The following is a 24247-nucleotide window of genomic DNA, read 5'->3' as shown; positions in this document are numbered from 1 at the left end:
TTAACTAGCAACTATTGAAGCGGTCTATCGTCCTGTTTTCCGAAGCTGTTCTACTTGCGATTCAAAAAGGGCTTTGACCTTTTTATTGTTCGTTTTGGCGATGGAAATCCACTGTAGACCAGTTTCATCAGTGTGCTCGAACTCCACTTGCAGTTCGTATTTTCTTATCGTGGCAAACGCCAAAATCCCCCCAATGAGAATCGATACGGGTCCTGCATAATTTCCAAAATAGTTAGGTGTCACGAACCAAACCACGCTCGAAAAAATCATGCCAAAAACAACAAGTCTAAGTGCATGATCTTTGATTGTGTTCGATTTAACTCGCGAGAGTTTAATTTGAGATAACGGATATTTGTTGTTATTAAATCGCAGTGTGGTGCCACTGATTTGGAAACTACTCTCGGTGATCATTTCATTCTCCAGCGATTGAAACCGCGACATCATCTTACACATGCAACTCTGTGCAAACCTAAAAAAGCACTAAATGACAACGATGAGAAATAAGTTAGAGTTTAGTGGCTTTTTACTGACATGTTGAATAACTCACGACCAAAAATCAGCAAATTGCTTATTTAATAACAGAGGGATAAACGCTAGACTCATCAATGCTAGTGCTCTATTTTTCTCTATAAATTCCAATTATCTATTCAACTCAGGTATGGCACCTTAGGAACCGTGAATGACAAATCCGTTACGTACTTTCACAGCTTTATATAGCACCACACTGCTTACCGTATTAGCGAGTGGCTTACTCACCACCTACTTAGGTCTGCGACTTTCAGCGATGCAAGTTCCAGAACTATGGATTGGTGGCATGATGTCAGCCTATTACGCAGGACTAGTAGCAGGTTCTAAGATTGGTCATCGTTTGGTTGCTCAGGTAGGCCACATTAGAGCTTTTGTAGCCAGTGCAGGTATAGTGACTGCGTCCGCACTTGGACATGCGTTGGTGGATGACTTATCCATCTGGATCGTGCTGCGATTGATTGTTGGTATTGGCATGATGTGTCAATACATGGTCTTAGAAAGCTGGCTGAATGAGCAAGCAGACAACAGCCAGCGTGGTGCCGTATTTGCGAGCTATATGATTGTGTCCTATTTAGGCTTGATCCTAGGTCAAGGTGCGATCAGCTTGTATCCTGACCTAGGTTTGGAACCTTTATTACTTATCGCTATCTGTTTTGCTTTATGTATCGTGCCCATTTCACTGACAAGACGTATTCACCCTGAACCGTTAGTCCCAGCACCTTTGCACATAACGTATTACTGGAAAAAGGCGCCTCAAGCCATGACCACTGTCGCCATAGGCAGTATGATCGTCGGATCTTTTTATGGTCTTGCGCCCGCCTATACTAGTAACCTGGGTATGCACCCGGAAGAAGTGGCGAGATACATGACCACCACTATTCTGGCTGGTCTATTGGCGCAATGGCCGATGGGTAAGCTTTCCGACATGATTTCTCGTAGCACCCTGATTCGAATTAACTGTGTGTTACTCGGCGTTTTAACCTTGGCAATTGCCTTTGTACCTCATCAGTCCCATTCCGCTTTAGTGATGACCTTTCTATTTGGTATTTTGGGGTTCACGCTCTATCCACTCGCGACCGCTTTAGCGAATTCTCGCGTTGAGCAAAATGAGAGAGTGGGCTTATCTGCAACAATTTTGCTGACCTTCGGCCTAGGTGCCAGTATCGGCCCTCTTATTGCTTCCACCATCATGCAATGGTTTGGCAATGAGATGCTTTACGGCTTTATGTCGGCTTGTACCCTAGTGATGTTTGTTCGTCTGCAATACATCAATTCGCAGCAAAAAGCCGAAGTACCAGTTTCCGAAGACTACATTATGGCAACGGGTGACTTGGTATCCTCGCCTCTTGCTGTCGCACTTGACCCACGTGTTGATATTGAAACCGTTCAGGAAGAGATGACCCCTTCTTATGAGCCTGAAGAAGACGAAGATGATAGCGATTACGAAGACGATGAAATTGAGGGTGACCATGATGACATCGTGATCATCAATTCTGATATTAATGATGAGCGAGCTCAATCGTAACTCATACCATCCTAGATAAAAATATGATCAGACTCTGAGCATCGGTGAGCAGCGAATGGGCGTCAAACGCAAACGCGCATTCACTGATCAGGAAATTTTCCAGAATGGTATCAATTAGCAGAAGATTGGGGAAATGACAGTAATATTATACTGCCATTAGAACAAGTAATCGTAATTATCTATCTCTTACTGTTGTAACAGTAGAACTAATACTAAAATTACTAACCCGGCTACCTAGAGTGTAGCTATCAGGGTCGATATATAATCCATTGTACAAGTCGGAATAACTACCAATACTGCCCCCATTGTAGAGTGAATAGGTTTTCCCTGTTTCCAAATTAGGGGTTCCTAATAGTACTGCTGTTGCCGATTCCGGCATAGTGAAAGCAAAAACTGGATTTCCAGAACTGTCTGTTATAGCCAATAATCCTGAACTAATACGACTTAGAGAAAGCGTATTTTGTGTTGTAGCAGATGCTGTTGGACTACTACTGCTACCGCCATAACCAACAAAGATGCCTCCAGTAATAGCAAACGTATTATTGTCAGAATCAAAAGCACCTTCCGGCGAAGTGGCACCACCAGCCACGATAACGCCCCCATTTATCGCAAGAGTCCCGTTAGAATCTATCGCATCATTGTCACTAGATACTGCGTATAAATAACCATCGTTAATAACAATAGAATTTCCAGCATTCAGAGCATCATCCGTAGTCTGAACACTTATGCTTCCACCATTTATGGTCAGAATGGATTTTGCCTCAATTCCCTCAGGGGATAAGTCATCACTTGGCGTACCGGTTGTGACAATAGTAATGGTACCTCCATTAACAGTAACCCTTGGATCTGGATCATCATCTGTTGTGGTTGTATCTCCATCTTCATCACCTTCCCAAGATGCAGTGATCGCCTTATCATAGCTCTCTATGGTCAAAGTGCCGTTATTAATCGCAATAAAGCCTATTGGGTCAGTATCATCTTCTTTCCCTTCGACTTTTATCCCTTTACCCAGTGCTGTCGTAATTGTCAGCTCACCATCATCCAGAATAAAAGCATCGTTTGCTCGAATACCATCTTTTTTCTCAGCAGTTAAATACAATGTTCCATCGGTGATACGCACATAATCGTCACTGCAAATAGCATGCTTTTTAGCTGCTGTAACATCTAAACTACCTGCACCACTGAAAATTAACTGACCTTCACTGAAAAATGTTGCTTTAAGATCCATATCAGAACCATCCGTCAGATAACGATCACTCCACGTGCTTGTATCACTTAAAAAGTTCTGAGTCCCATCGACCAGTTCAATAAAAGCACGTTGACTGGATTGGATATTGATTGCAGGACCATCTGTACTACTTATCGTGACTCCATTAAGTGACAACTTAAAATCACCTTCACTGTAAATAGTTAACGTTTTGGTAAAATCACTGCCGGTATATATTGCATACTCAACCAGAATACCATCACCTAATTGATCGTCTGTTAAGCTAGAATCGATAGTAATACCATAATCATCTTCGCTAACCGTAATAACAGTGGCACCATCAAAACTAAATGAACTAATGCCCTCAGATGTCGTTAGGTCTAATAAAGTACTTTTGTTGTCAATATCAAGACTATCTAAATAAATATTAATCACTTGGTAGCTCAGACCATCAATACTGTCTGTGCTGTATGCTCCAGTATCAATATCCCACACTGAAGAGTTATCAGAGCTACTATCTACACTATCGCTAGTATTTGAACTACTGCTAACATCCTCGCTTTGGCATCCTTGTAAACTTCCAAACGACACCAACATCCAGCACGCCAACATAACGAGCGGTCTTTTATTCATGTGATGAACACTCCATTGTTTTAGAACCTTGTAAAGTACAAAAAATAATGATGCGACTTGTTAAGCCAAGCAATACTCAATTTTGGAAAATAATCGTTGTAAAACATTACAGTAAATTAAAACGTTGGTTTAAAACGAGATCTGTGTTTGAAGCTCAGGAGGTATTTGAGTAAGATCCACGCACCATGAATTAGCGAGAAACTCAGCGTGGCAAAGCGTACTCCGGTTATCCAAATCACTTCTTACGGCATTTACACCAATTGGGACGCAAAATCCAAAGACCTACCTAAGATCAAAGAGTTTACTCAGGAGGTCATCGCCGAAGAAGGCGTGGAATTTGGCTTCACAGTCAATATTAAAAAAGCCAAAGGCAAGCTGCTTGAGTTTTGTATCTATCATCCCGGCATCATTAATAAAAAGGGCAAAGTGCTTGAGCCTTTTGATGGTGAAGTATACGTGCGCAGTGACGACTGGAACTTTTATTTAGGCGACACCGTTCAGTTGCTATGCCCGATTAACGGATTGGAAAGTAACTTAGGCGAATGGCGTATGGTGATGGAAATGGAAGGTAAAACTATAGCTGAGAAGAAGTTTAAAGTAGTGGCGCGCGATGAAGGTCAATTCTGGAAACATAGAGGCTTCTGATTTTGTACCAGCAGTACGTCAGACCGTCTAGTCCAACGTACTTACTAGGTTTAATCGTCATCATTCGAATAGAATAAACCGTATTCTGAGCCAGTTAAACGATGATTAATTGGCATTGAATGTTTGAAAAGTAGCCTTGTAGCGATGATGAATGTTCCGTGCACACCAAATAGTCTAATTCCTGTGAATCCAAGAACGGATAGGACGCTAACGCTTCCACTTTGTCATCGGTACACAATACAGCAAGTGCACCTGAGCGGGTAACAACCGAGCGTTTGAACTCACGGTCTTGATAGTGAATGGCACTAAAGCCCACTTCCGATGACCATGCGCACACACCAAGAAAACTTAAATCGAATCGAAACTTATTGATCGACTCCACAGCGGTAATATCGATCGCCCCACCTACTGAATAATCCAGTTCACCACCAATTAAGATAGTTTTGATGGTCTTTCGCTCCAATAAACGTGAAGCAATAGCCGGACTGTTGGTCACTACCGTCAAATCCAAGTTATCCGGTAGTACACTCGCTAACAACATATGAGTACTGCTGGCATCCAAGAATATCAACTGCCCTTTTTTGACCAGTTTCAACGCCGCTAGGGCTAACGCTTGTTTCTCAGAATTTCGGTTTGTTAATCGCTCTTCCTGAGTACCGCTTGGGGGAGCAAAAGATAATGCGCCGCCATGAATTCGCTTACACAGCCCTTCATCGGCAAGAAAACGAAGATCTCGGCGAATTGTCGCTTCCGTCGTTCCAAGCTGTGTGGCAAGTTCCGTAGCCATCACTTTACTGCGCGAATTCAACAAATTAAGAATGAGCTGATGTCGTTCTTCTGGGGAGTATTTATCCATTGTCACCGATTTCTTGTTTAACGATTTTTCATAGGATACTCGAACATTATAAATGTTCATATGTGTACGTTTTGAATATTTGTCCTAGAGCGCTATCTGAATAATTCTGTTCGCAGACACTTACTCGAACGATTCACCAATTTGGCAAGTTCAGCACACTTACACTTTCGATTGCAGAGACAAAAACTGCAATATGGTGTGCATTACGCCATCTTCATCATTGGAGCGAGTGATGTAGTTAGCAGCGGCTTTGGTTTCTTCAAAAGCATTACGCATAGCAAAGCTAAAGTGAGCGCGCTCCATCAGTTCGATGTCATTGAAACCATCACCAAACACCATGGTCTCCGCTTGCGTCACATTAAGAATTTCTTGTAAACGCTCTACCGTCGTACCCTTATGCACGCCAGCGTTGGCAATATCAATCCAAGCGGCTTCCGACACCACAATATAAGCCTTTTCATCAAACGGTGAAAGCTGAGGACGCAGAGCTGGGCACTGCTTGTTTTCATCATAAACCGTGATTTTTACGAAATCTGACTCTATCTCTTGATAGCTTTCCACCAGCTTCACGTTCGCGTAGGAACGCCTTACAAGATCGCGTAAATGCTCAGGGGTATCTTTCTTAATCGCCGCAAATTCAGGTGTGCAAGCAATCACGATATGTGAACCTGCTATTGCCTCGAGCTGTTGGATAATATCTCGACCTAACTTATTGTTTAGCAATGATTGGTAGATGTATTCACCCTGATATTTAATGCGTGTTGCACTGTCGCCGAGTATCCAAAATTTTTTGCTTTCTTCGCCTAGTAACTCTTCTACTCGCTCCACTTGCTTACCTGTACAAGGCGCAAAGTGAACACCTTGTTGACCCATTTTTGCAACCACATTTTTAAACAAGTCTCGGTTGTAGTCACCTTGGCTATTTAAAAACGTTCCGTCCATATCCGTAATAATCAACTTAATCATTGTAACCCCCTTGAATTGACATTTCTCTGCTGCAATCTAACAGCTCCTCAAAATGAACACAATCGAAAATTATTTTTCAATTTATGTTTATTTAAGTTCATTTTGGTTTTTATTTGTGTATCCTATTTGCTTCAAGTGCCTATCTTTCCAATCAAACAATCACGACAGGGAGTAAGTATGCTGTCAGCAATGATCATCAAGCGTGGCGATATCGATAGAATCGCAACACGTTCAATGTTTTTCGGAGCCGGTTTCATTACCGCAGCTTGGGCAGCCATCATTCCATTTGTGAAAACCAACGTTCAAATCAGCGATGGCATCATGGGTTTGCTTCTCCTCTCTCTTGGGATTGGAGCGCTCGTCGGTATGCCAGCAGCCGGTTTTTATACCAGTAAGTACGGCTGTAAACGTGTATTGCTTATTTCGGTATTGGGCTTTTCGTTGTTGTTTCCGACACTGCTGTTTGCCAACTCGATAGTGACATTGTCAATGCTGCTGGTCTGTTTTGGCATGTGTCTTGGCATTACTGACTGTGCGATGAACATTCAAGCCGTGATAGTTGAAAAAGAGGCAAACAAACCTCTTATGTCTGGTTTCCATGGTTTCTACAGCTTAGGTGGTATGACTGGCGCAATCGTACTCACCTCGATATTGTCTGCAGGTTTAGCGGTTTCACTCGCCTGCTTACTGACGTCACTGTTCGTTTTGCTGCTTTTGACTATCAATAAGTCCGGTTTGCGCTCTGACACTTCACAAGAGCAAGGTCCTTACTTTGCTATCCCAAAAGGTCCTGTGTTTTTCATTGGTGTGGTCTGTTTTGTGTTTTTCTTATCCGAAGGCACTGTGCTCGATTGGAGTGGTATCTTTCTAAGTGAATATAGAAATATTCCGGCTACGTCTGCGGGAATGGGTGTTGCCTGCTTTTCGGTAACCATGACGATTGGGCGTCTGCTGGGAGATAAAGCGGTAAGCATAATCGGCGCGAAGAGAATGATTGTGTTGGGTTCATCCGTAGCAATCATAGGATTTCTGGTCAGCTTGTCATTCAACCACTGGCAAAGTGCGCTAGTTGGCTATGCGCTTATCGGTATTGGCTGCTCCAACATAGTTCCGATTATGTTTTCTGCCACAGGTAAACAAACTACTATGCCAGAGTCACTCGCTGTGACCGCGGTGTCCACATTAGGTTATGTGGGTGTTTTGGCTGGTCCCGCCTTGGTCGGTTTTGGCGCAGAACTTTATGGTCTTATTAATGCTCTTTACGTTATCGTGGGACTGATTTTCATCGCGGTACTATTGAGCTTCAAGATCCGAGTATAAGTTGCATCTATGTTGACCTCAGCTTCTATTGTTCACGTAAGTGAAAAATGGAAGCTGAAATGAATAGGCAAGCATGAGAATATAGTTGTCACCCTCTCTGATAAGAACAACAAAATGCTCAATATTCTGTCAATTACCGGACCGATTTATCTCTCAATACTGCTTGGGCTGCTGGCTACCCGACAGGGCATTTTCAGCAAGAGTGAACTGCAAATATTCGGCAAGTTTGTGCTCAAATTTGCTCTCCCAGCACTGGTGTTCAATTCGCTGGCACAACGTCCATTTGCAGAGATATTGAACGTTACTTATCTCGCTACTTATCTTTTCGCATCACTGTTCACACTGGCAGTGGGTTACTTTGTTTCCATCTACGTTTTAAAAGAAAATAAACAGGCTTCGACATTCAATGCCATGGGTGTGTCTTGCGCAAACAGTGGCTTCATCGGCTTTCCAATTCTGCTTCTTATCGCCCCAGATATTGCCGGTGTTGCTTTTGCACTGCACGTTATCGTCGAAAATCTGGTCATGATTCCTCTGATACTAATTATGGCAGAGCGAAACAACTCAACTGAAAAAGTGACACTTGGTAAAACGCTGGGTGGATTAGCAAAGAACCCTCTGATGATCGCTCTGGTTGCAGGCACTTGTGTTTCTATGTCGCAGATTCCACTGCCTCAAGCCATTACGCGAACGGTCGACCTGTTTTCCAAAACAAGCAGCGCGCTTTCGCTGTTCATCATCGGCGGAACTCTGACTGGGCTTTCGATAAAAGGGATGAGACACAAAATATTTCCCGTGGTAATAGGCAAACTCGTTCTGCATCCGCTAGCCGTGATCATGGTTCTTTGGCTATTGATGCAACTTGAATTTCCAACTCTGGATTCAGAATTGCATCGCGCCATCATTATCAGCGCCGCAATTCCAATGATGGGAACTTACACCATTCTTGCCCAAGCTTACGGGCAAGACCAAACCGCCTCCGCCATCATGTTAGCCGCGACTATGATGTCCTTCTTTACGTTAAGCGGTTTGCTGGCAATTCTTTAATAGCTTAAAGGGCAACAACAGCTTCATATTCGATCAGTAGATCAGGGTGAATAAGTTGAGATATTTCCACCAGAGAACACGCAGGAAGATTGCCTTCATAGAATTGAAATAGCTCTTGGCGGATAGTGGCTAACATAGTGATGTCTTTTACAAAGATGGTTACTTTGACGATATCGCTTCTCGAGCGTTTCTCTAGTTCAAGTATGGTTAGAACTTGGTTTAAGATTTCTTGGGTTTGGGCACAGATATCCGAAGACTGAGCATGCGTTCCGTAGGCGGTTAATCCAGAGATATAAAGTGTTTGATTGTGTTTCGTAGCATGAACATACGGCCCAACAATTTGAGGTAACTGTTCGTAATTAATCCTTTCTACCACGTGTATTTCCTTAACTCATTAACTAGGTTAGAGCCGCACATCGCGGCTTCTTGCAGCGCTCATAATGCAATCTTTCTTAAATAAGCTCAAAGACTATTCCGCGTGGGCGACTAAACTTCCATTCAATGAAAAAGCCACAGTCCCTGATGAACTGTGGCTTTTAGTTCTACAACTTTAACAATGCTGCACTACTGCTTCTAATGATTACCAAGAATAGTTTAAAGAAGCATTAAACGAGCGACCTGGGTTGTAGTAGTTTGCCGTACCAGAACCTACCACATACTGCTTGTCCGTTAAGTTGTGTACGTTGAGTGACAGCTGAGCAGACTTCGAAATTCGATAGGCAAATGCCGCATCAAATAGCATTGCAGCTTCACTTTTCTTCGTGTTCGCCGCATCAAAGTAGTATGAGCCAACATAACGCGTACCTAAGCCAATATCCATGGTTTCAACTGGCAGTGTATAGTACCCCCAAACCGATGCACTGTGGTTTGGAACAGTTGCGAATTCATTGCCATCATACACTTCGCCTGAATAGCTATTACTACCGCGCACAACTTCAGACTTCATGTAGGAATACCCCCCCGTGACATTGAAGTTGTCTGTAATTTCTGCTTTCGCTTCCAAATCAAGACCACGAACACGAGTTTCACCAATGGTTTGTTGTTCTATAGTTCCATTATCCTGAACAATTGCCATAGTAACGTCATTCTTCTCAAGATCGTAAACCGCAGCCGAGAATAGTGCATTCATACTTGATGGCGCAAACTTCACCCCCACTTCCAGTTGTTCTCCTCGTTCTGGCTTAACACCAATACTTGGCGGAGCAACAGACTCTACCTGACTGATATAAGTTGACCACTCATCGCTAACCTTAATTGTAAAGGCTGCTCTGAACGATGTTTCTGAGAAATCGTCGCTAGAGTCAACACTGGTTAATACATTTCTGCTCGCTAAATCCATATAATCATGGCGAACACCTAACGTTAGGATATAGCGATCAAAAAATGCTAAGTTTTGCTGTAAGAAAATCGATTTGGTGGTTTCATCCTGATCGGTTTGACTATATGGTGCACCAATTGTTGGCATGCCACTGTATGTCGGATTATCAATATTGATACTGCTTAATGTACCATAAACAGATGCCGCCTGAGTCGATGCATCACGGTACTCCAAACCCACAAGACTACTGCTATCTACGCGCCCAAAACTCGCGTCATATTGCAGTATTGTGTTTCCAATTAGCTGTTCTGAGTCGGTATCTGTTCCAAAATAGTAACGGGAGATATCGCTACCCGTTCTTCCTTCGTAATCATACAAATAGACATAACCAAAATCGTCTTCTAGCTTGCTGTAACGCAAGTTACCGCTTAGAGAGATGCCATTGTCAAAATGATGAGCAATTTGAGCGGTAATGTTGGTGCGTTCTACATCGTGCTTGTTGTAGTCAGGTTCACCGTAGAATTGACTGCGGTCATATTCACGGTCTAATGGATAACCACCACTGTTCGGTGTGGTATCTCGACCAAGATAATCAACGATTAGAGTTGCCGTAGTCTGTACAGATGGTTGCCACGTAATACCTCCCATCACAAACTGAGAGTTGTCTTTTGAATGATCATATTCAAGCTCACTGTCTTTGATTTTGGTGGTGAAACGGTACGCGACGGTTTCAGATTCATTCAGTGTGTCGCCAAAATCCAAACCAATCTCTTTATTGTCGAATGAACCATACGAGACATAAGTATTTCCGAAGCGCTCAAATTTAGGTCTCTTGCTGACAAAGTTCACTGAACCACCCGGATCTGCTGGGCCAAACAGTGTTGAGTTTGCACCGCGAATCACTTCAACTCGCTCATACGCATAAGGATCTTCACGTACACCTCGCATCGAACCGAGTGTCATACCGTCGCGATAGGTTGTAGCCTGATAACCACGAATCATAAAGTAATCGTTACGATCATCAGAACCGTAATAATCGGTCACCAAACCCGGTGAATACTGCAAAATTTCTTCTGTCGTGGTGGCGTTGCGCTGGTTTATCTCTTTTTCCGTAATTACCGAAACTAACGCAGGCGTATCATGCACGTTGGTTGCAACCTTGCCACCAACCCACAGCTCTTCAGTAACCGTGGTATCAGCATCAGTTGCAATTGGCTGCCCATAAACCGTAATGGTGTTTACACGGTAAGCTTGGTCTTCTTGAACACTATCTTTAACTTCTGAATAAACAGAACCTGAATAAGAAAGAACAGGAACAAAACAAAGAAGTAAGTGCATCGCACTCCTACGTTCCTTACCACTTCTGATATTTTCCATTTTTTAATAATCCTATACTGCTAATTTTTATTGTTATTTCATACTATTGATAATGCAAACGATAATGCTTACTATTTGTAATAAATTAAATTGATATTAAGTTATCAACCGATGCCGAGAGAGAAATAGCCTGATGGAGCTACGCCACCTTAAATACTTTTTAGCTGTCGCTGAAACACAGAACATTCGCTTAGCGGCGCAGAAAGTACACGTTACCCAACCGGCTATATCAAGAAAAATCAAAGAATTAGAAACGGAACTTGGCGTACTATTGTTCGATCGTTTACCAAAAGGACTACGGCTAAATCGCGCAGGGAAAATCTATCAGAAGCAGTTAGGCGCCATAATTAGGCAAATTGATGACGCCAACGAGCGTGTGCGTCAGTTTACTCATACGGAATATGGTTCTCTGGCTTTAGGCGCTCCTGATTTTGTTCTGTGGGAAGGGCAAATCAATCAGTGCGTCAATCAGTTCCGTCATGACAACCATGATGTTGAACTGGAAGTCTATTCCGACACACCTATGGTGCTACTAAAACGGCTAGAGCTAGACCAAATCGATGGTGCCTTTCTTTATCATTTCGCAGAGTTGTCTTCGGAGTACTCGGTACAACCTATCGCACAGGACAAGTTAGTTCTCGCGTATCCTGCCAGTTGGGGAAAAACGCTATCACCTTCAGCCACGATTGAAGAACTTAATCTCTTGCCTTCAGTTCGGTTACCAAGAAGCGTTGACCCTTACTATTACGACTGGCAAGAAATCCTGTTCAATGAAATTGGCTGGTCACCAGAAGTGACCCAGTGGGCGCACGGCGAAAGCACCATGTTAGGTTTAGTAGCGGCGGGCAATGGGGTGGCTATTGTCAATGAACGACACTTTACCCGACCATCAAATATGCTTTGTTATACACCGCTGGATGTATTACCCCACACATCACCACTAAGCTTTGTATATAAAAATACTTCTGATAATCCGGCTCTGATGGAGTTTCTGCAGCTACTGTCCAACTAACTGTTGTCTTTGACGTATCCGCTATTTCAGCTTGTGCCGACCGATTGGAATCATCATAGGAATGTTCGAAACCGGATCGATAATGATGTGGTTGTTCAAACCAAATACCGCCTGAATGGTCTCATTGGTCAGCACGTTTGAAGGCTCACCGTGTGCGTGAACCTGTCCATTGATCATCGCCAGCAGATAGTCTGAATAGCGAGCCGCTAAGTTAAGATCATGCAAAACCATCACAATAGTGATCCCGCGCTGTAGATTCAGGTCCACCAACAAATCCAACACTTCCACTTGATGAGTCACGTCCAAAAATGTCGTCGGCTCATCAAGTAACAAGATGTCCGTCTCCTGCGCTAGCGCCATGGCAATCCACACACGCTGACGCTGCCCGCCTGACAGCTCATCAACTTCTCTGTCTATCAGGTCAGTAAGCTTTGTAACCTCCAAAGCATTAGCGACCGCTTCGTCATCTTTACTATTCCAACGAGACATTATGCCGTGATGCGGATGACGCCCACGACTGACAAGATCACCGACAGTAATCCCTTCTGGAGCTATCGGAGACTGAGGCAATAAACCCAAAGTGCGAGCTAATGCTCGTGTTGGGCTTTTATGTACCGATTTTCCATCAAGCAAAACTTGACCGTTTGAAGGCGTTAATAACCGAGATAGGGTTCTTAACAGTGTGGATTTACCACAGGCATTTGCCCCAACAATTGAAGTAATTTTTCCTGGAGCAATCTTAAGCGAGAGATCTTTTACTATCGTTTTTTCGCCATAACCAGCAGACAACTGCTCTACTACAAGTTCATGAGCTTTGGTCACAACGCTCCCCCTTTACGATTAACGCGAATAATTAAATAAATAAGATATGGAGCACCCAAAGCACCCGTGATAACCCCAACCGGATAGCGGCTTGGAAGAACAAATTGTCCGATGTAATCCCCAGCTAACACTAATACGGCACCGACCAGCGCAGCAGGAACGAGTAGAGATCCGTTAGAACCGACAATGCGAGCAGCGATAGGTCCGGAAAGAAAGGCGACAAATGCGATAGGTCCAGTAACGGCGGTTGCGACCGCAATCAAACCAACGGCACAGACAATAATGGTGATACGAGTGAAGGTGACGTTAACACCCAGCGCCGCAGCGGTATCGTCCCCCATTCTTAATGCTTCTAAAGACTTAGTTTGACTCAGCAGTAAGCCACCGAAGATAACCAGTGACACCAACAACGCTACACTTTGATCGAGTTGTACTGAATTGACACTTCCGGTTAACCAACGCATCGCTTCTTGTAAATCCCACGATGACGCTTGCGACAAAAGGTAAGCAATATAGCTTTCAATCATGGCTGAAACGCCAATACCGACCAAAATCAAACGCGTTCCCGCCACACCATTTTTATAAGCGAGCCCATAAACAGTTAGTGCAACGGCCAAACCTGCCAAAATGGAGATAACCGCAACGGCAGAGCCATCCATATTAAGAACGATGATTGCAAAAACTGCTGCAGCGCTCGCTCCAGAACTTACACCCACAATGTCTGGGCTGGCTAAAGGGTTACGCAACATGGTCTGAAATGCGACACCCGCTAAGCCAAAACTGATTCCAACTAGTAAGGAAATTACTGCTCTCGGTAATCGCAAATGCCCAACGGTAAAACTCGCGCCGGGAATATTCTCGCCTTGTAATACCTTCCAGACGATAGATGGTGGAATATAAGATTGCCCTAACACCAACGTTAAACACCAAGCTGACACCGCTAAAATGGTTAAACCGACAATGATTAGCGCCCAGCATCGCATACGTTGCTGACGAACTTTTTTCACCCTTTGCAAAAGAAATAATTCAGCGGACATCATAGTTCCCTAACTCGCTGACGACGTACTATCCAGATAAAAAATGGCGCACCAATAAACGCAGTTACTACGCCAACAGATAATTCACTCGGACGGGAAATGATTCGCCCAACAATATCTGCCAGTAGAAGCAGACTTGCACCACCTACCGCTGAGAAAGGCAACAACCAGCGATGATCTACACCCACCAATAGACGGCAGAAATGCGGCACAACTAAACCAACAAAGCCTATCGGCCCACAAATTGCCGTTGTCGCACCACAGAGCAGTATTGCGCCAACTCCAGCAGCACTTCGAGCTAGGACTACATTCTCACCCAAGCCTGCAGCCAGATCGTCCCCCAGTGCCAAACTGTTTAGTTTTCTCGCGGTTAACGTGGTAATCACTAAGCCAACGATCAAAAAAGGCAGCACAAGTACAATGGTTTCAAATGTCGCACCACCGACACCTCCTATCTGCCAAGAACGAACCCCACCCGCAATATCATTGCGTGGTAACACCACCGCAATAGTAAAACAGGATAAAGCCGCTGACGTTGCAGCGCCTGCTAACGCTAACTTAAGCGGTGTAGCTCCACCTCGCCCCATAGAGCCGATGGTGTAAACAAATGCGGCAGTCAGTGCTGCTCCTAGAATTGCCATCCAGACATAGGTTTGAATTTGATTCATTCCAAACCAAGCCAATCCGATGACAACAAAAAATGAAGCACCAATATTGACGCCAAGAATGCCAGGGTCTGCGAGCGGATTGCGAGTGACACCCTGCATCACAGTTCCCGCTAAACCTAAAGAAGCACCCGCAATCACTGCCAATACGGTGCGAGGAATACGCATAGCAACCGCGGCTTCACCTACGGTATTTAGGTTTCCTTGAATAGCACTGAAAATTTCAGCCCAAGATACTTCTCTCGTCCCTAACGCGACTGAGAGTAGAGACAAAAGAAACAAAACGATAAGTAAAGCAACGAGAGTCACTGAACGTGATAGTTCAAAACCCCACAGCGAAAACTGATTACTTTTGGAAATAGAATTACCTTTTGAAATAGAAGTGCTCATTGCGCTTTGCGTGCCGCCGCAGCCAACGCTTCAAGATAATCATCCAAAACCCAAGAGATGGATAACGGGGTCGGATTAGCAGCAGTGGCTAGCGGACCACTTCCAAGCATGACAATTGAACCATGTTTAACCGCATTCATTTTTGCCATCAGTGGATTATGCGAGAGTGGCTTCAGTAGCTCTTCTCCGCCATAGGTAACGAAGATATCGACATCGTTAAATGCGTCGATTTGTTCAATACTGGCTTCTCCAGAAAACTGTCCTGAACGACTCAAATTGCTAATACTTTGTGATGAGACGAGATTTAAGTCACTGAAGAATTTCACTCGCGTATCGTTGCCAGTGTAAAAGTGAATCACACTCAGATCCGTCGGATCTAAGTGGGTAATAAACATCGCGGACTTGCCATTCAGCTCTGGATATTGTGCCGCACGTGATGCTATATCTTGTTCAATAGTCGCAATCAGATTATCCCCTTCTTTCGACATCCCCATACCAGCACTGTTTATGCGGATCATACTTCTCCAGTCCGTAGACCAAGGTGCGTTGGGATATGCAACCACTGGTGCAATCATACTCAGCGTTTCGTAATCGGAGCGACTCAAACCTGAATACGCTGCAAGAATCACATCCGGTTGCGTCGCTGCAACTGCTTCAAAATCAATACCATCACCTTCATCAAATAGTGTTGGCGTTTGTGCACCTAACTTATCTAAGCGTGCTTTTACCCAAGGCAGCACACCATCTCCATCATCGTCACCGAATTTCGCCGCAGCGAAACCAACCGGTACTACGCCCAACGCAAGAGGTACTTCATGATTAGCCCAAGCAACCGTCGCAATTCGCTCTGGCTTTTGCTTGATGATCGTTGTGCCAAAAGCGTGCTGAATTTTAATGGGATACTTAACGCTATCGTCAGCCCAACTGATTGTGGTGGTTAAAGAGAAAACTAAAACGGTAAAAATGGCTTTGAGATTTAACATATGGTGGCTTCGATTTTGGCTTCAACTTTATAACAGCGGCATCTCGTCCGAGATGGCATTTGACTCTGTCCTATGAGTTAGAACATGATAATGCAAACTAATTTCAAATGACACTAAGTATCATTTACAAATAGTTTACGACTGATAACCAAAACGAAAGTATAAAAACAGAGAAAGTAAAATGACTCAAATAACGACACTGGAAGAACTAAGAGAGCTCTATAGCACACCTCATCCACTAGCTGTGGCTAAAGACATTAAACACATTGACCAGCACACTCGAACTTTCATTGAAAACAGCAGACTGTTTTTTCTTTCGTCTACTAATCAAGATGGATTTTTAGATATCTCTCCCCGCGGCGGTGATGCAGGGTTTGTCAAAGTTTTGGATGATAAAACACTGGCTTTCCCAGACAGCCCAGGCAACAACCGTTTAGATACCTTAACTAACCTCATCACCAATCCCAAAGTAGGCTTGCTGTTTGTAGTTTCTGGTATTGAAGATGTGGTACGGGTGAAAGGTACAGCCTCTATTCATATTGATGACGATATTCGAGATCTATGCCTTGACGGAAGAACCAAGCCAAAATTGGTGGTTAAAGTCACTATAGACTCACTGCTTTTCCACTGTCCTAAAGCACTGATGAAGGCCAAAATTTGGAACAACGAATCCTTTGTAGAACGAGAGTTTCTTCCTTCTCTGCTTAAGATTATTCAGGATCAACAAGTCGAAAAAGAACAGCGCGGTGACTAGATTTCACTCGGGCTTTATAGCTGCTCTATGGGAGTGAAATGCGCCCATAGAGCAAACATTCATCCAAGGCTATCTCAACAGGTGAGTAGTTTAGCTCACCGATCATTCCAATCGCCCTAACCAGTTCAACTAGAGTTAACTTACTGAGTGAGACAAAAAAGCGATTTAGTTAAGGTTCTGGTAAAGCTTCTCTTCTATCGCAGAGCAACGCGGGGTAAGATAGCCACGACCTTTAACTCGGAACTCTATTAAAGCTGACTAATCACATAGTTAGACTGAATCAAACGTTATGACAGAACCCAAAGTTACGCCTCAACAACCTAAAAAGAACCGCACCACTTTACAAGACGTAGCCGATGCGGTGGGCGTGACGAAAATGACCGTCTCTCGTTACATGAGAAACCCTGAATCGGTAGCGAAAAAGACACAAGAAAAAATAGCGGCTGTAATTGAAGAGTTGGGGTACATCGAAAACCGAGCTCCAGCTATGCTGTCTCGAGCTTCAAGCAATGCGATTGGTGTGTTGCTGCCTTCGCTTTCAAACCAGATTTTTGCCTCGTTCATGCAGGGGGTTGAAACCGTCACCAAAGCCAACGGTTATGAGACCTTACTAGCTCACTTTGGTTACGATGAACAAGAAGAAGAACGCAAAATCGCCTCACTTCTTTCTTATCAAGTGGACGGCTTAATTCTCACCGCTAGTAATCATACCCCTAGAACGTTACAGATGATAAAGAATGCTGGTGTACCCGTGGTTGAAACCATGGAGCTTCCTGCTGCTCCTATTGATATGGTAGTTGGACTCGATCATATGGATGCATCCTATCAAGTTGTCCGTCGTATGATTGCAGCAGGAAAACGCTCTATCGCTTACTTTGGCGCGCGTCTTGATACTCGAACTCATTTACGTATGCTCGGGTATGACAAAGCGATGCAAGAAGCGGGACTTGAGACCAAGCATATTCTAACTGGCGAGCACTCAAGCTTCTCGTTAGCCGCAGATCTACTCGATAAAGCCATCAAGCAGTACCCTGATCTGGATGGTGTATTTTGTACCAATGATGATATTGCAATCGGCACCCTTTTCGTGGCTCAACAGCGTGGCATTAAAGTGCCAGAGCAGCTCTCTATTGTTGGGTATAACGCTTTAGATATTGGTAAAACGATTCGTCCTCAAATCACAAGTGTGGATACACCTCGTTTTGAAATCGGACAGAAGAGTGCAGAATTGATCATCGCAAGACTCAAGAATGAACCGGTTGAGGAACCGATCATTGATATGGGATATATCATTCGCGAAGGTGAAAGTATTTAGCTTCATCAGCTGTTTAGTCACGTCACATTAGCTGACGTGACTAAACCTAATACAAGATGTCGTTAAACGAGGAAACTCGCCCCTTGGTCAGCACTAGAGACATTCTGACGCAACACTGTGAACATAAATCGTCCCCAAGTTTGTTGATCGGCTTCAGTGTCAATCTCTTCCATTTTACGACCTGCAACATCAGCTAAATTATTTAGCTCACCAGATTGGCAGTCGAGACGCAAAATATCACCATTACGCACCAAGCCAATCGCTCCACCACGCAACGCCTCTGGAGATACGTGGATTGCTGACGGAATTTTCCCTGAAGCACCAGAAAGTCGACCATCGGTCACTAATGCGACCTTAAAACCTGCCTTCTGAACATTACCCAGTATTGGCATTAACTTATGCAGTTCTGGCATTCCATTTGCCGCCGGACCGTTATGAGTCACCACAACGATACAGTCTCGATTGAGTTCACCTCTCTGGTAAGCCGCCTCTACTTCATGTTGGCAATGAAACACCACGGCTGGCGCTTCGATGACACGTTGCTCATCTTTCACCGCTGAGATTTTAACAACGGCATTGCCCAAGTTACCGGTTAGTACTCGTATGCCACCATTGCGTTGAAATACTTCGTCATGTGCCGCAATGACTTGCGTATCAAAACTCTGCTCACAAGGAGTCCACTCAAGCTTGCCATCACAAAGTTGAGGGAGAGACAGTTGCTGCGCAAAATCGCCAAAGGTTGGTGTGACATCACGATGCAACAAACCAGCTTGGTCAAGACGATGCATTAATGCTGGCACTCCACCCGCTTGTTGAAAAGCGTTCATATCCGCAGGACCATTCGGGTAAACACGCACCAACAAAGGAACCACTTCAGACAGTTCACTGATGTCTTGCCAAGTTAAGATAAATCCAGCGGCACGAGCCACGGCAAGCATATGAATGGTGTGATTGGTACTGCCGCCAGAAGCCAACAGTGCCACAATACCGTTCACCAGACTCTTCTCGGTGACAACCTCAGACAGTGGACGGAAATGACCGCTATCAGGATTCATTGCAGCCAATTGTGTCGCGGCGTATTCGGTTAACGCATGGCGCAATTGAGAATCAGGATGAACAAATGCCGAACCAGGCAGCATCAATCCCATGGCCTCAAACACCAATTGGTTAGTATTCGCAGTGCCATAGAAAGTACAAGTACCAGCGGAATGGTATGAGCGGCACTCCATATCAAGTAAGACGTCTTTATCGACTTCTCCTGCTGCGTATTTTTGGCGAATATCCACTTTCTCTTCATTGCTCACACCAGTCGACATTAAACCTGCGGGAATAAATGCAGTAGGCAGATGAGCATAGCTTAATGCTCCCATCAGTTGCCCCGGAGCTATCTTGTCACAAATTCCCAGTAGCAAAGTGGCATCAAAAACGTTGTGGCTAAGGGATAAAGCGGTCGACTGGGCAATCAAATCACGAGAGAACAGTGACATATCCATCCCTGCCATCCCCTGTGTTACGCCATCACACATTGCAGGTACACAGCCCGCAACTTGCGCTGTATGACCATATTCGGCTAACACTTTTTTGATTTTTTCTGGGTAGTACTGATAGGGCTGGTGAGCGCTGAGCATATCGTTGTAAGAACTAATGATCGCGATATTGGATTGAGTGAAATTGAGTAGGCTTTGTTTTTCACTCTGGCAAGAAGCGGCAACGGCGTGAGCGAGATTTCCGCAACTGAGCGCTAATCTCGCTTTCCCAGCTTGTGCTTGTAGTGCAATTCGCTGTAAAAATTCGGCACGTGATTTCTCGCTTCGTTCAACAATTCGGCGCGTAACATCTACTACTGTTTTCAAAGTCACCACTGTGTTCAACGTCATCACGCCACCTCTGACACTGTCGCTTTTTCAAGCTCGGTGACAATGCGTTCCACCACTTGTTCAATGGTGCCGTTAATACGCACGACTATCGTCTGCGGTTCATTGTCTGGTCGCTCTAGCGTCTCAAACTGACTCTTAACCATGTTCTCTTTCATAAAATGCCCTTGTCGCAGTCGCATACGTTCAAGGATCAAATCCATATCGCCATCAAGAAATATGAAAGTCACATTTTGGTTACCATCACGGATCTGGTCTCGATAATCTTTCTTCAATGCAGAGCAAACTAAAACACCGTGTTCATTTTTGCTTTCTAAGCTATAGGCAGCATCTCTAATTCTTTCTAGCCAAGGTTTGCGGTCTGCATCATCTAATGGTTGCCCCGCTGCCATCTTTTGGATATTCACTCTCGGATGAAGATCGTCGCCATCTATAAATTTACGTCCGAGTCTTTTTGCTAGCTGCTCACCGATCGTACTCTTACCGCAGCCGCAAACACCCATTACGACGACACTGCTACCTGACATACTTAATCCTCATAACAAACTTGCGCGTGATCCCATTTTTAAAATTCACTTCAAAATTTGGGTTTACCTTATCAACTTTACCGGTAACATGTTACCCGTAACTTAACGGAGTGTAAAGCGACTCAATTAGCAACTCCAATAACAAAACAAAATGAATTTCTTCGGTTAGGCTCCTTTGCCAAAACCGCTCTAATACATGAATGAACATCACTGGGAAGAATTTCTAGGAGATAAAAATGTCCAATAATTTCAAAACGATTGCACAAACAGTTGTTGCACATGTGGGGGGAAAAGATAACGTTTCTGCTCTCACTCACTGTATGACACGTCTACGCTTTGTACTCAACGATTCCAGCTTAGTTGATGTTGCTCAACTAAAAGCAATCAAAGGCGTAATGGGTGTGGTCGATAATGGCGATAAAGTACAAGTTATCATTGGTAACGAAGTCGCTGTTGCTTACAAAGAAGTGATGTCACTCATCAACATCAACTCATCAGCCGCTCCTACTGAGCAAAAGCAAAAACTGACGGCTAAAGTCATTGGTGCAAAAATGCTTGATGCGCTTGTGGGTACAATGTCGCCACTTATTCCAGCGATCATCGGTGGCTCGATGGTTAAGCTATTGGCGATGGTACTGGAAATGAGCGGTTGGGTTGAACCTAATGCTTCAACATTGATCATCCTGAAAGCTATCGGCGACGGTGCCTTCTTCTTCCTACCTGTTATGGTTGCCGCTTCAGCATCGATCAAGTTTAAAACCAATATGTCACTAGCGATTGCGATCGCAGGTGTTCTTATCCATCCAAACTTTATTTCGTTGATGGCACAAGCAGCGCAAGGTCAACAGGTTGATCTGTTTGGCGTGCCAATCACCTCAGTGAAATACACCTACACGGTTATTCCAGCATTGGTGATGACCTGGGTTCTTTCCTATATTGAACGTTGGGTTGATAGCATTACGCCAGTGGTGACCAAAAACTTCCTCAAACCGATGCTTATTGTACTGATTGCAGCACCAATCGCGATTGTGATCATTGGTCCTGTAGGTATCTGGATCGGTACTGCTATTTCAGCGGTGGTTTACACTATTCATGACACACTAGGCTGGTTGTCTGTTGCGATTATGGGTTCACTATGGCCACTATTGGTTCTTACTGGTATGCACCGTGTATTCACACCAACGATTATCCAAACTATCGCAGAAACAGGTAGTGAAGGTATGGTAATGCCATCAGAAATCGGCGCAAACCTTGGTATGGGTGGAGCATGTCTGGCTGTTGCTTATAAAACTAAGAACATCGCTCTGAAACAAACTGCACTTGCAGCGGGTGCTTCAGCTATCTTCGCAGGTATCTCTGAGCCAGCATTGTACGGCGTACTTGTTCGCCTAAAACGCCCACTGATCGCAACTATGATTACTGGTTTCATTGTTGGTGCACTAGCGGGTATGGGCGGTTTAGCAAGTCACTCAATGGCAGCACCAAGTCTATTTACTAGCGTACAGTTCTTTGATGTGAACGACCCTATGAGTATTGTTTGGGTGTTTGGTTTGATTGCTCTAGCGATTGTGCTTTCATTCATCTTAACTCTAGTACTAGGTTTTGAAGATGACCCACAAGAAGATGATCAACAAACAGCAACTGCTGGTAACAAACAAGCTGCAAATGGCGAAAAAGATAAAGTAACATCGCCACAAATCACAGCGTAACAAGTAACACATCCCTACAAGCCATCTTCGATAAGATGGCTTGACCCGTTTAGAGGTAACCTATGTCTGATATTCGATTCCCAGAAAACTTTCTTTGGGGTGGAGCCATCGCCGCAAACCAATCTGAAGGTGGCTATAGAGCCGATGGTAAAGGTTTGACGACGGTAGATATGATTCCGTACGGCGAAAATCGTATGCCAATAAAACTTGGACAAGTGCCTCACGTTGAACTGAGTGATAGTGAATTCTACCCAAGCCACAATGCGATTGATTTTTACCATCGCTACAAAGAAGACATTGCCCTTTTGGCAGAGATGGGATTCAAAGTATTTCGTGTATCCATTGCATGGAGCCGTATTTACCCAAATGGCGATGATGCTCAACCAAACCAAGCCGGTTTAGACTTCTACCTAAACGTGTTTAAAGAGTGTCAAAAGTACGGAATTGAGCCTTTAGTGACGCTCTGCCACTTTGATGTACCAATGAATTTGGTCAATCAATATGGTTCGTGGCGCAACCGTAAAATGGTTGAATTCTTTACCCGTTATGCTCGTACTTGTTTTGAACACTATCGTGGTTTAGTCAAATACTGGCTAACGTTTAACGAAATAAACATTCTGTTAGCAAGCCCATTTTCTGGCGCAGGCTTATTGTTCCAAGAAGGGGAAAATCACGATCAAGTGAAATATCAGGCGGCGCACTATGAATTGGTAGCAAGCGCGCTGGCAACTAAGATTGCGCATGAAGTTGACCCACAAAACCAAGTGGGTTGTATGCTCGCAGGTGGTAACTTCTACCCATATTCATGTAAACCTGAGGATGTGTTTACTGCCATGGAGAAAGACCGTGAGAACCTGTTCTTTATCGATGTTCAATCTCGCGGCTATTACCCTTCATACAGCAAACAAGTATTTGAGAAAAAAGGTGTAGATCTGCAAACCGAAGCAGAAGATTTTGAAATTCTGAAACATACCGTGGATTTCATATCCTTTAGCTACTATGCCTCCCGTTGTGCATCTGCCGATATGAATGAAGGCAATACCAGCGCAGCTAACGTGGTGAAGTCAATTCGCAATCCACATTTGCCAGCCAGCGACTGGGGATGGGTCATCGATCCGCTCGGTTTGCGTATCACCATGAACACCCTGTATGACCGCTATCAAAAGCCACTATTTTTAGTAGAAAACGGCTTAGGCGCTAAGGATGTGCCTGATGAAAATGGCGAAATTAACGATGACTATCGTATTGATTATCTTCGTCAGCATATTCAGGCCATGCACGACGCCATGAAAGATGGTGTGCCTTTGATGGGATTCACCCCTTGGGGCTGCATCGACTTAGTCGCTGCATCAACAGGCGAAATGAGTAAGCGTTATGGCTTCATCTACGTTGATCGCGATAATTTAGGTAACGGTACTTTGGATCGTAAGCCTAAAAAATCTTTCTACTGGTACAAAAAAGTGATTGCCAGTAACGGTCAGGATTTAAGCTAAAGCTCCTGCACTTAACAATCATATGCCCTGACTCGTTCCTTCTTCCCCCCTAGAGAAGGAACGAGTTTTTTTATTTATACAGGCGCCAACGAAAAAGCGATTAAGCGGGTCTTACCTGCCCCTATTCAGTGACAGGTACTCACTCCGTGTCTAGACTAAACCAATGCAAGTAACCCTAGGGATATGTCAACTTAACTCTAGCAACCACTGCAAAGGCAAGATAGACATAAAAAGCCATCGTACC

21 protein-coding genes are annotated in these 24247 nt (G+C 44.2%); 9 read left to right on the top strand and 12 right to left on the bottom strand.

Features of this window, described 5'->3' with window-relative positions:
• Positions 1–24: 24 nt before the first annotated feature.
• Complete coding sequence (locus G5S32_RS17470) at positions 25–411, bottom strand: hypothetical protein (RefSeq protein ID WP_165313443.1); 387 nt, start codon at positions 409–411, stop codon at positions 25–27.
• A gap of 268 nt (positions 412–679) precedes the next feature.
• Here G5S32_RS17470 and G5S32_RS17465 point away from each other — a divergent pair, with 268 nt between their 5' ends.
• Positions 680–2053, top strand: coding sequence for an MFS transporter (locus tag G5S32_RS17465; protein ID WP_165313442.1), 1374 nt, complete (start codon positions 680–682; stop codon positions 2051–2053).
• A 175-nt stretch (positions 2054–2228) separates the two neighbouring features.
• Here the strand turns inward: G5S32_RS17465 and G5S32_RS17460 are convergent, their stop codons facing one another.
• Entirely contained in the window at positions 2229–3893 is a 1665-nt protein-coding gene (locus G5S32_RS17460) for a carbohydrate-binding domain-containing protein (protein ID WP_165313441.1), read from the bottom strand.
• A 207-nt stretch (positions 3894–4100) separates the two neighbouring features.
• Here G5S32_RS17460 and G5S32_RS17455 point away from each other — a divergent pair, with 207 nt between their 5' ends.
• Positions 4101–4538 (top strand): DUF3859 domain-containing protein, encoded by a 438-nt coding sequence (locus tag G5S32_RS17455; protein ID WP_165313440.1) that lies wholly within the window; start codon positions 4101–4103, stop codon positions 4536–4538.
• A 94-nt stretch (positions 4539–4632) separates the two neighbouring features.
• On the opposite strand, the gene G5S32_RS17450 is transcribed toward G5S32_RS17455, so the two are convergent.
• The gene (locus tag G5S32_RS17450) at positions 4633–5394 is read right to left on the bottom strand and encodes a DeoR/GlpR family DNA-binding transcription regulator (protein WP_165313439.1); all 762 of its coding nucleotides are present in this window, start codon (positions 5392–5394) and stop codon (positions 4633–4635) included.
• A gap of 159 nt (positions 5395–5553) precedes the next feature.
• A complete protein-coding gene (locus G5S32_RS17445; RefSeq protein ID WP_165313438.1) occupies positions 5554–6360 on the bottom strand; it encodes an HAD family hydrolase in 807 nt (268 codons plus the stop codon).
• Positions 6361–6537: 177 nt separating this feature from the next.
• Here G5S32_RS17445 and G5S32_RS17440 point away from each other — a divergent pair, with 177 nt between their 5' ends.
• Together G5S32_RS17440 and G5S32_RS17435 are read left to right on the top strand one after the other, a co-directional pair.
• The gene (locus tag G5S32_RS17440) at positions 6538–7680 is read left to right on the top strand and encodes an MFS transporter (protein WP_246201172.1); all 1143 of its coding nucleotides are present in this window, start codon (positions 6538–6540) and stop codon (positions 7678–7680) included.
• A gap of 114 nt (positions 7681–7794) precedes the next feature.
• Positions 7795–8727 carry an AEC family transporter gene (locus tag G5S32_RS17435; protein WP_165313437.1) on the top strand — a complete coding sequence of 311 codons (933 nt, stop codon included), beginning with the start codon at positions 7795–7797 and terminating at the stop codon, positions 8725–8727.
• A gap of 4 nt (positions 8728–8731) precedes the next feature.
• Here the strand turns inward: G5S32_RS17435 and G5S32_RS17430 are convergent, their stop codons facing one another.
• Both G5S32_RS17430 and G5S32_RS17425 read right to left on the bottom strand, forming a co-directional pair.
• Positions 8732–9103 (bottom strand): RidA family protein, encoded by a 372-nt coding sequence (locus G5S32_RS17430; RefSeq protein ID WP_165313436.1) that lies wholly within the window; start codon positions 9101–9103, stop codon positions 8732–8734.
• Positions 9104–9307: 204 nt separating this feature from the next.
• On the bottom strand, positions 9308–11422 hold the full coding sequence (locus G5S32_RS17425; protein ID WP_246201171.1) for a TonB-dependent siderophore receptor: 2115 nt from the start codon (positions 11420–11422) through the stop codon (positions 9308–9310).
• 133 nt (positions 11423–11555) lie between these two features.
• Between G5S32_RS17425 and G5S32_RS17420 the strand changes: the two genes are divergently transcribed.
• Positions 11556–12434, top strand: a complete 879-nt coding sequence (locus G5S32_RS17420; protein ID WP_165313435.1) for a LysR family transcriptional regulator — start codon at positions 11556–11558, stop codon at positions 12432–12434.
• Between the two features lie 21 nt (positions 12435–12455).
• Here G5S32_RS17420 and G5S32_RS17415 read toward each other — a convergent pair whose 3' ends face one another.
• The 4 genes from G5S32_RS17415 to G5S32_RS17400 are packed head-to-tail and all read right to left on the bottom strand — an operon-like array spanning position 12456 to position 16331.
• Positions 12456–13256: an ABC transporter ATP-binding protein gene (locus G5S32_RS17415; RefSeq protein ID WP_165313434.1), complete on the bottom strand. Its 801-nt coding sequence runs from the start codon at positions 13254–13256 to the stop codon at positions 12456–12458.
• Positions 13253–14293, bottom strand: coding sequence for a FecCD family ABC transporter permease (locus G5S32_RS17410; RefSeq protein ID WP_246201170.1), 1041 nt, complete (start codon positions 14291–14293; stop codon positions 13253–13255). Before G5S32_RS17410 ends, G5S32_RS17415 begins: the two co-directional genes overlap by 4 nt.
• Positions 14293–15348 (bottom strand): FecCD family ABC transporter permease, encoded by a 1056-nt coding sequence (locus tag G5S32_RS17405; protein WP_165313432.1) that lies wholly within the window; start codon positions 15346–15348, stop codon positions 14293–14295. The genes G5S32_RS17410 and G5S32_RS17405 overlap by 1 nt, the downstream gene beginning before the upstream one ends.
• Entirely contained in the window at positions 15345–16331 is a 987-nt protein-coding gene (locus tag G5S32_RS17400) for an iron-siderophore ABC transporter substrate-binding protein (protein ID WP_165313431.1), read from the bottom strand. The genes G5S32_RS17405 and G5S32_RS17400 overlap by 4 nt, the downstream gene beginning before the upstream one ends.
• A 181-nt stretch (positions 16332–16512) precedes the next feature.
• Here G5S32_RS17400 and G5S32_RS17395 point away from each other — a divergent pair, with 181 nt between their 5' ends.
• Together G5S32_RS17395 and G5S32_RS17390 are read left to right on the top strand one after the other, a co-directional pair.
• On the top strand, positions 16513–17085 hold the full coding sequence (locus tag G5S32_RS17395; RefSeq protein WP_165313430.1) for an MSMEG_1061 family FMN-dependent PPOX-type flavoprotein: 573 nt from the start codon (positions 16513–16515) through the stop codon (positions 17083–17085).
• Positions 17086–17374: 289 nt separating this feature from the next.
• A complete protein-coding gene (locus G5S32_RS17390) occupies positions 17375–18400 on the top strand; it encodes a LacI family DNA-binding transcriptional regulator (protein ID WP_165313429.1) in 1026 nt (341 codons plus the stop codon).
• A gap of 62 nt (positions 18401–18462) precedes the next feature.
• Here the strand turns inward: G5S32_RS17390 and edd are convergent, their stop codons facing one another.
• Both edd and G5S32_RS17380 read right to left on the bottom strand, forming a co-directional pair.
• A complete protein-coding gene (gene edd, locus G5S32_RS17385; protein ID WP_425509218.1) occupies positions 18463–20277 on the bottom strand; it encodes a phosphogluconate dehydratase in 1815 nt (604 codons plus the stop codon).
• Positions 20277–20801: a gluconokinase gene (locus tag G5S32_RS17380; RefSeq protein WP_165313428.1), complete on the bottom strand. Its 525-nt coding sequence runs from the start codon at positions 20799–20801 to the stop codon at positions 20277–20279. Before G5S32_RS17380 ends, edd begins: the two co-directional genes overlap by 1 nt.
• 236 nt (positions 20802–21037) lie before the next feature.
• On the opposite strand from G5S32_RS17380, the gene ascF reads away from it, so the two are divergent.
• Positions 21038–22510, top strand: a complete 1473-nt coding sequence (gene ascF, locus G5S32_RS17375; protein WP_165313427.1) for a PTS cellobiose/arbutin/salicin transporter subunit IIBC — start codon at positions 21038–21040, stop codon at positions 22508–22510.
• 62 nt (positions 22511–22572) lie between these two features.
• Entirely contained in the window at positions 22573–24003 is a 1431-nt protein-coding gene (ascB, locus tag G5S32_RS17370) for a 6-phospho-beta-glucosidase (protein ID WP_165313426.1), read from the top strand.
• The last annotated feature ends 244 nt before the right edge of the window (positions 24004–24247 follow it).

It is taken from the genome of Vibrio ziniensis (genome assembly GCF_011064285.1).
Classification (GTDB): Bacteria; Pseudomonadota; Gammaproteobacteria; order Enterobacterales; family Vibrionaceae; genus Vibrio; species Vibrio ziniensis.
Note: the sequence above shows the minus strand (reverse complement) of the source record. Positions and strands in the feature narration are given on the sequence as shown.

Excerpts from the sequence above, each read along its gene's own strand:
- G5S32_RS17410 (WP_246201170.1), bottom strand. The coding sequence starts at position 14,293 with ATGTCCGCTGAATTATTTCTTTTGCAAAGGGTGAAAAAAGTTCGTCAG.
- G5S32_RS17435 (WP_165313437.1), top strand. The coding sequence starts at position 7,795 with ATGCTCAATATTCTGTCAATTACCGGACCGATTTATCTCTCAATACTG.
- G5S32_RS17445 (WP_165313438.1), bottom strand. The coding sequence starts at position 6,360 with ATGATTAAGTTGATTATTACGGATATGGACGGAACGTTTTTAAATAGC.
- G5S32_RS17400 (WP_165313431.1), bottom strand. The coding sequence starts at position 16,331 with ATGTTAAATCTCAAAGCCATTTTTACCGTTTTAGTTTTCTCTTTAACC.
- ascF (WP_165313427.1), top strand. The coding sequence starts at position 21,038 with ATGTCCAATAATTTCAAAACGATTGCACAAACAGTTGTTGCACATGTG.
- G5S32_RS17390 (WP_165313429.1), top strand. The coding sequence starts at position 17,375 with ATGACAGAACCCAAAGTTACGCCTCAACAACCTAAAAAGAACCGCACC.
- ascB (WP_165313426.1), top strand. The coding sequence starts at position 22,573 with ATGTCTGATATTCGATTCCCAGAAAACTTTCTTTGGGGTGGAGCCATC.
- G5S32_RS17405 (WP_165313432.1), bottom strand. The coding sequence starts at position 15,348 with ATGAGCACTTCTATTTCAAAAGGTAATTCTATTTCCAAAAGTAATCAG.
- edd (WP_425509218.1), bottom strand. The coding sequence starts at position 20,277 with ATGACGTTGAACACAGTGGTGACTTTGAAAACAGTAGTAGATGTTACG.
- G5S32_RS17420 (WP_165313435.1), top strand. The coding sequence starts at position 11,556 with ATGGAGCTACGCCACCTTAAATACTTTTTAGCTGTCGCTGAAACACAG.
- G5S32_RS17380 (WP_165313428.1), bottom strand. The coding sequence starts at position 20,801 with ATGTCAGGTAGCAGTGTCGTCGTAATGGGTGTTTGCGGCTGCGGTAAG.
- G5S32_RS17450 (WP_165313439.1), bottom strand. The coding sequence starts at position 5,394 with ATGGATAAATACTCCCCAGAAGAACGACATCAGCTCATTCTTAATTTG.
- G5S32_RS17395 (WP_165313430.1), top strand. The coding sequence starts at position 16,513 with ATGACTCAAATAACGACACTGGAAGAACTAAGAGAGCTCTATAGCACA.
- G5S32_RS17470 (WP_165313443.1), bottom strand. The coding sequence starts at position 411 with ATGATCACCGAGAGTAGTTTCCAAATCAGTGGCACCACACTGCGATTT.
- G5S32_RS17465 (WP_165313442.1), top strand. The coding sequence starts at position 680 with ATGACAAATCCGTTACGTACTTTCACAGCTTTATATAGCACCACACTG.
- G5S32_RS17425 (WP_246201171.1), bottom strand. The coding sequence starts at position 11,422 with ATGGAAAATATCAGAAGTGGTAAGGAACGTAGGAGTGCGATGCACTTA.
- G5S32_RS17440 (WP_246201172.1), top strand. The coding sequence starts at position 6,538 with ATGCTGTCAGCAATGATCATCAAGCGTGGCGATATCGATAGAATCGCA.
- G5S32_RS17460 (WP_165313441.1), bottom strand. The coding sequence starts at position 3,893 with ATGAATAAAAGACCGCTCGTTATGTTGGCGTGCTGGATGTTGGTGTCG.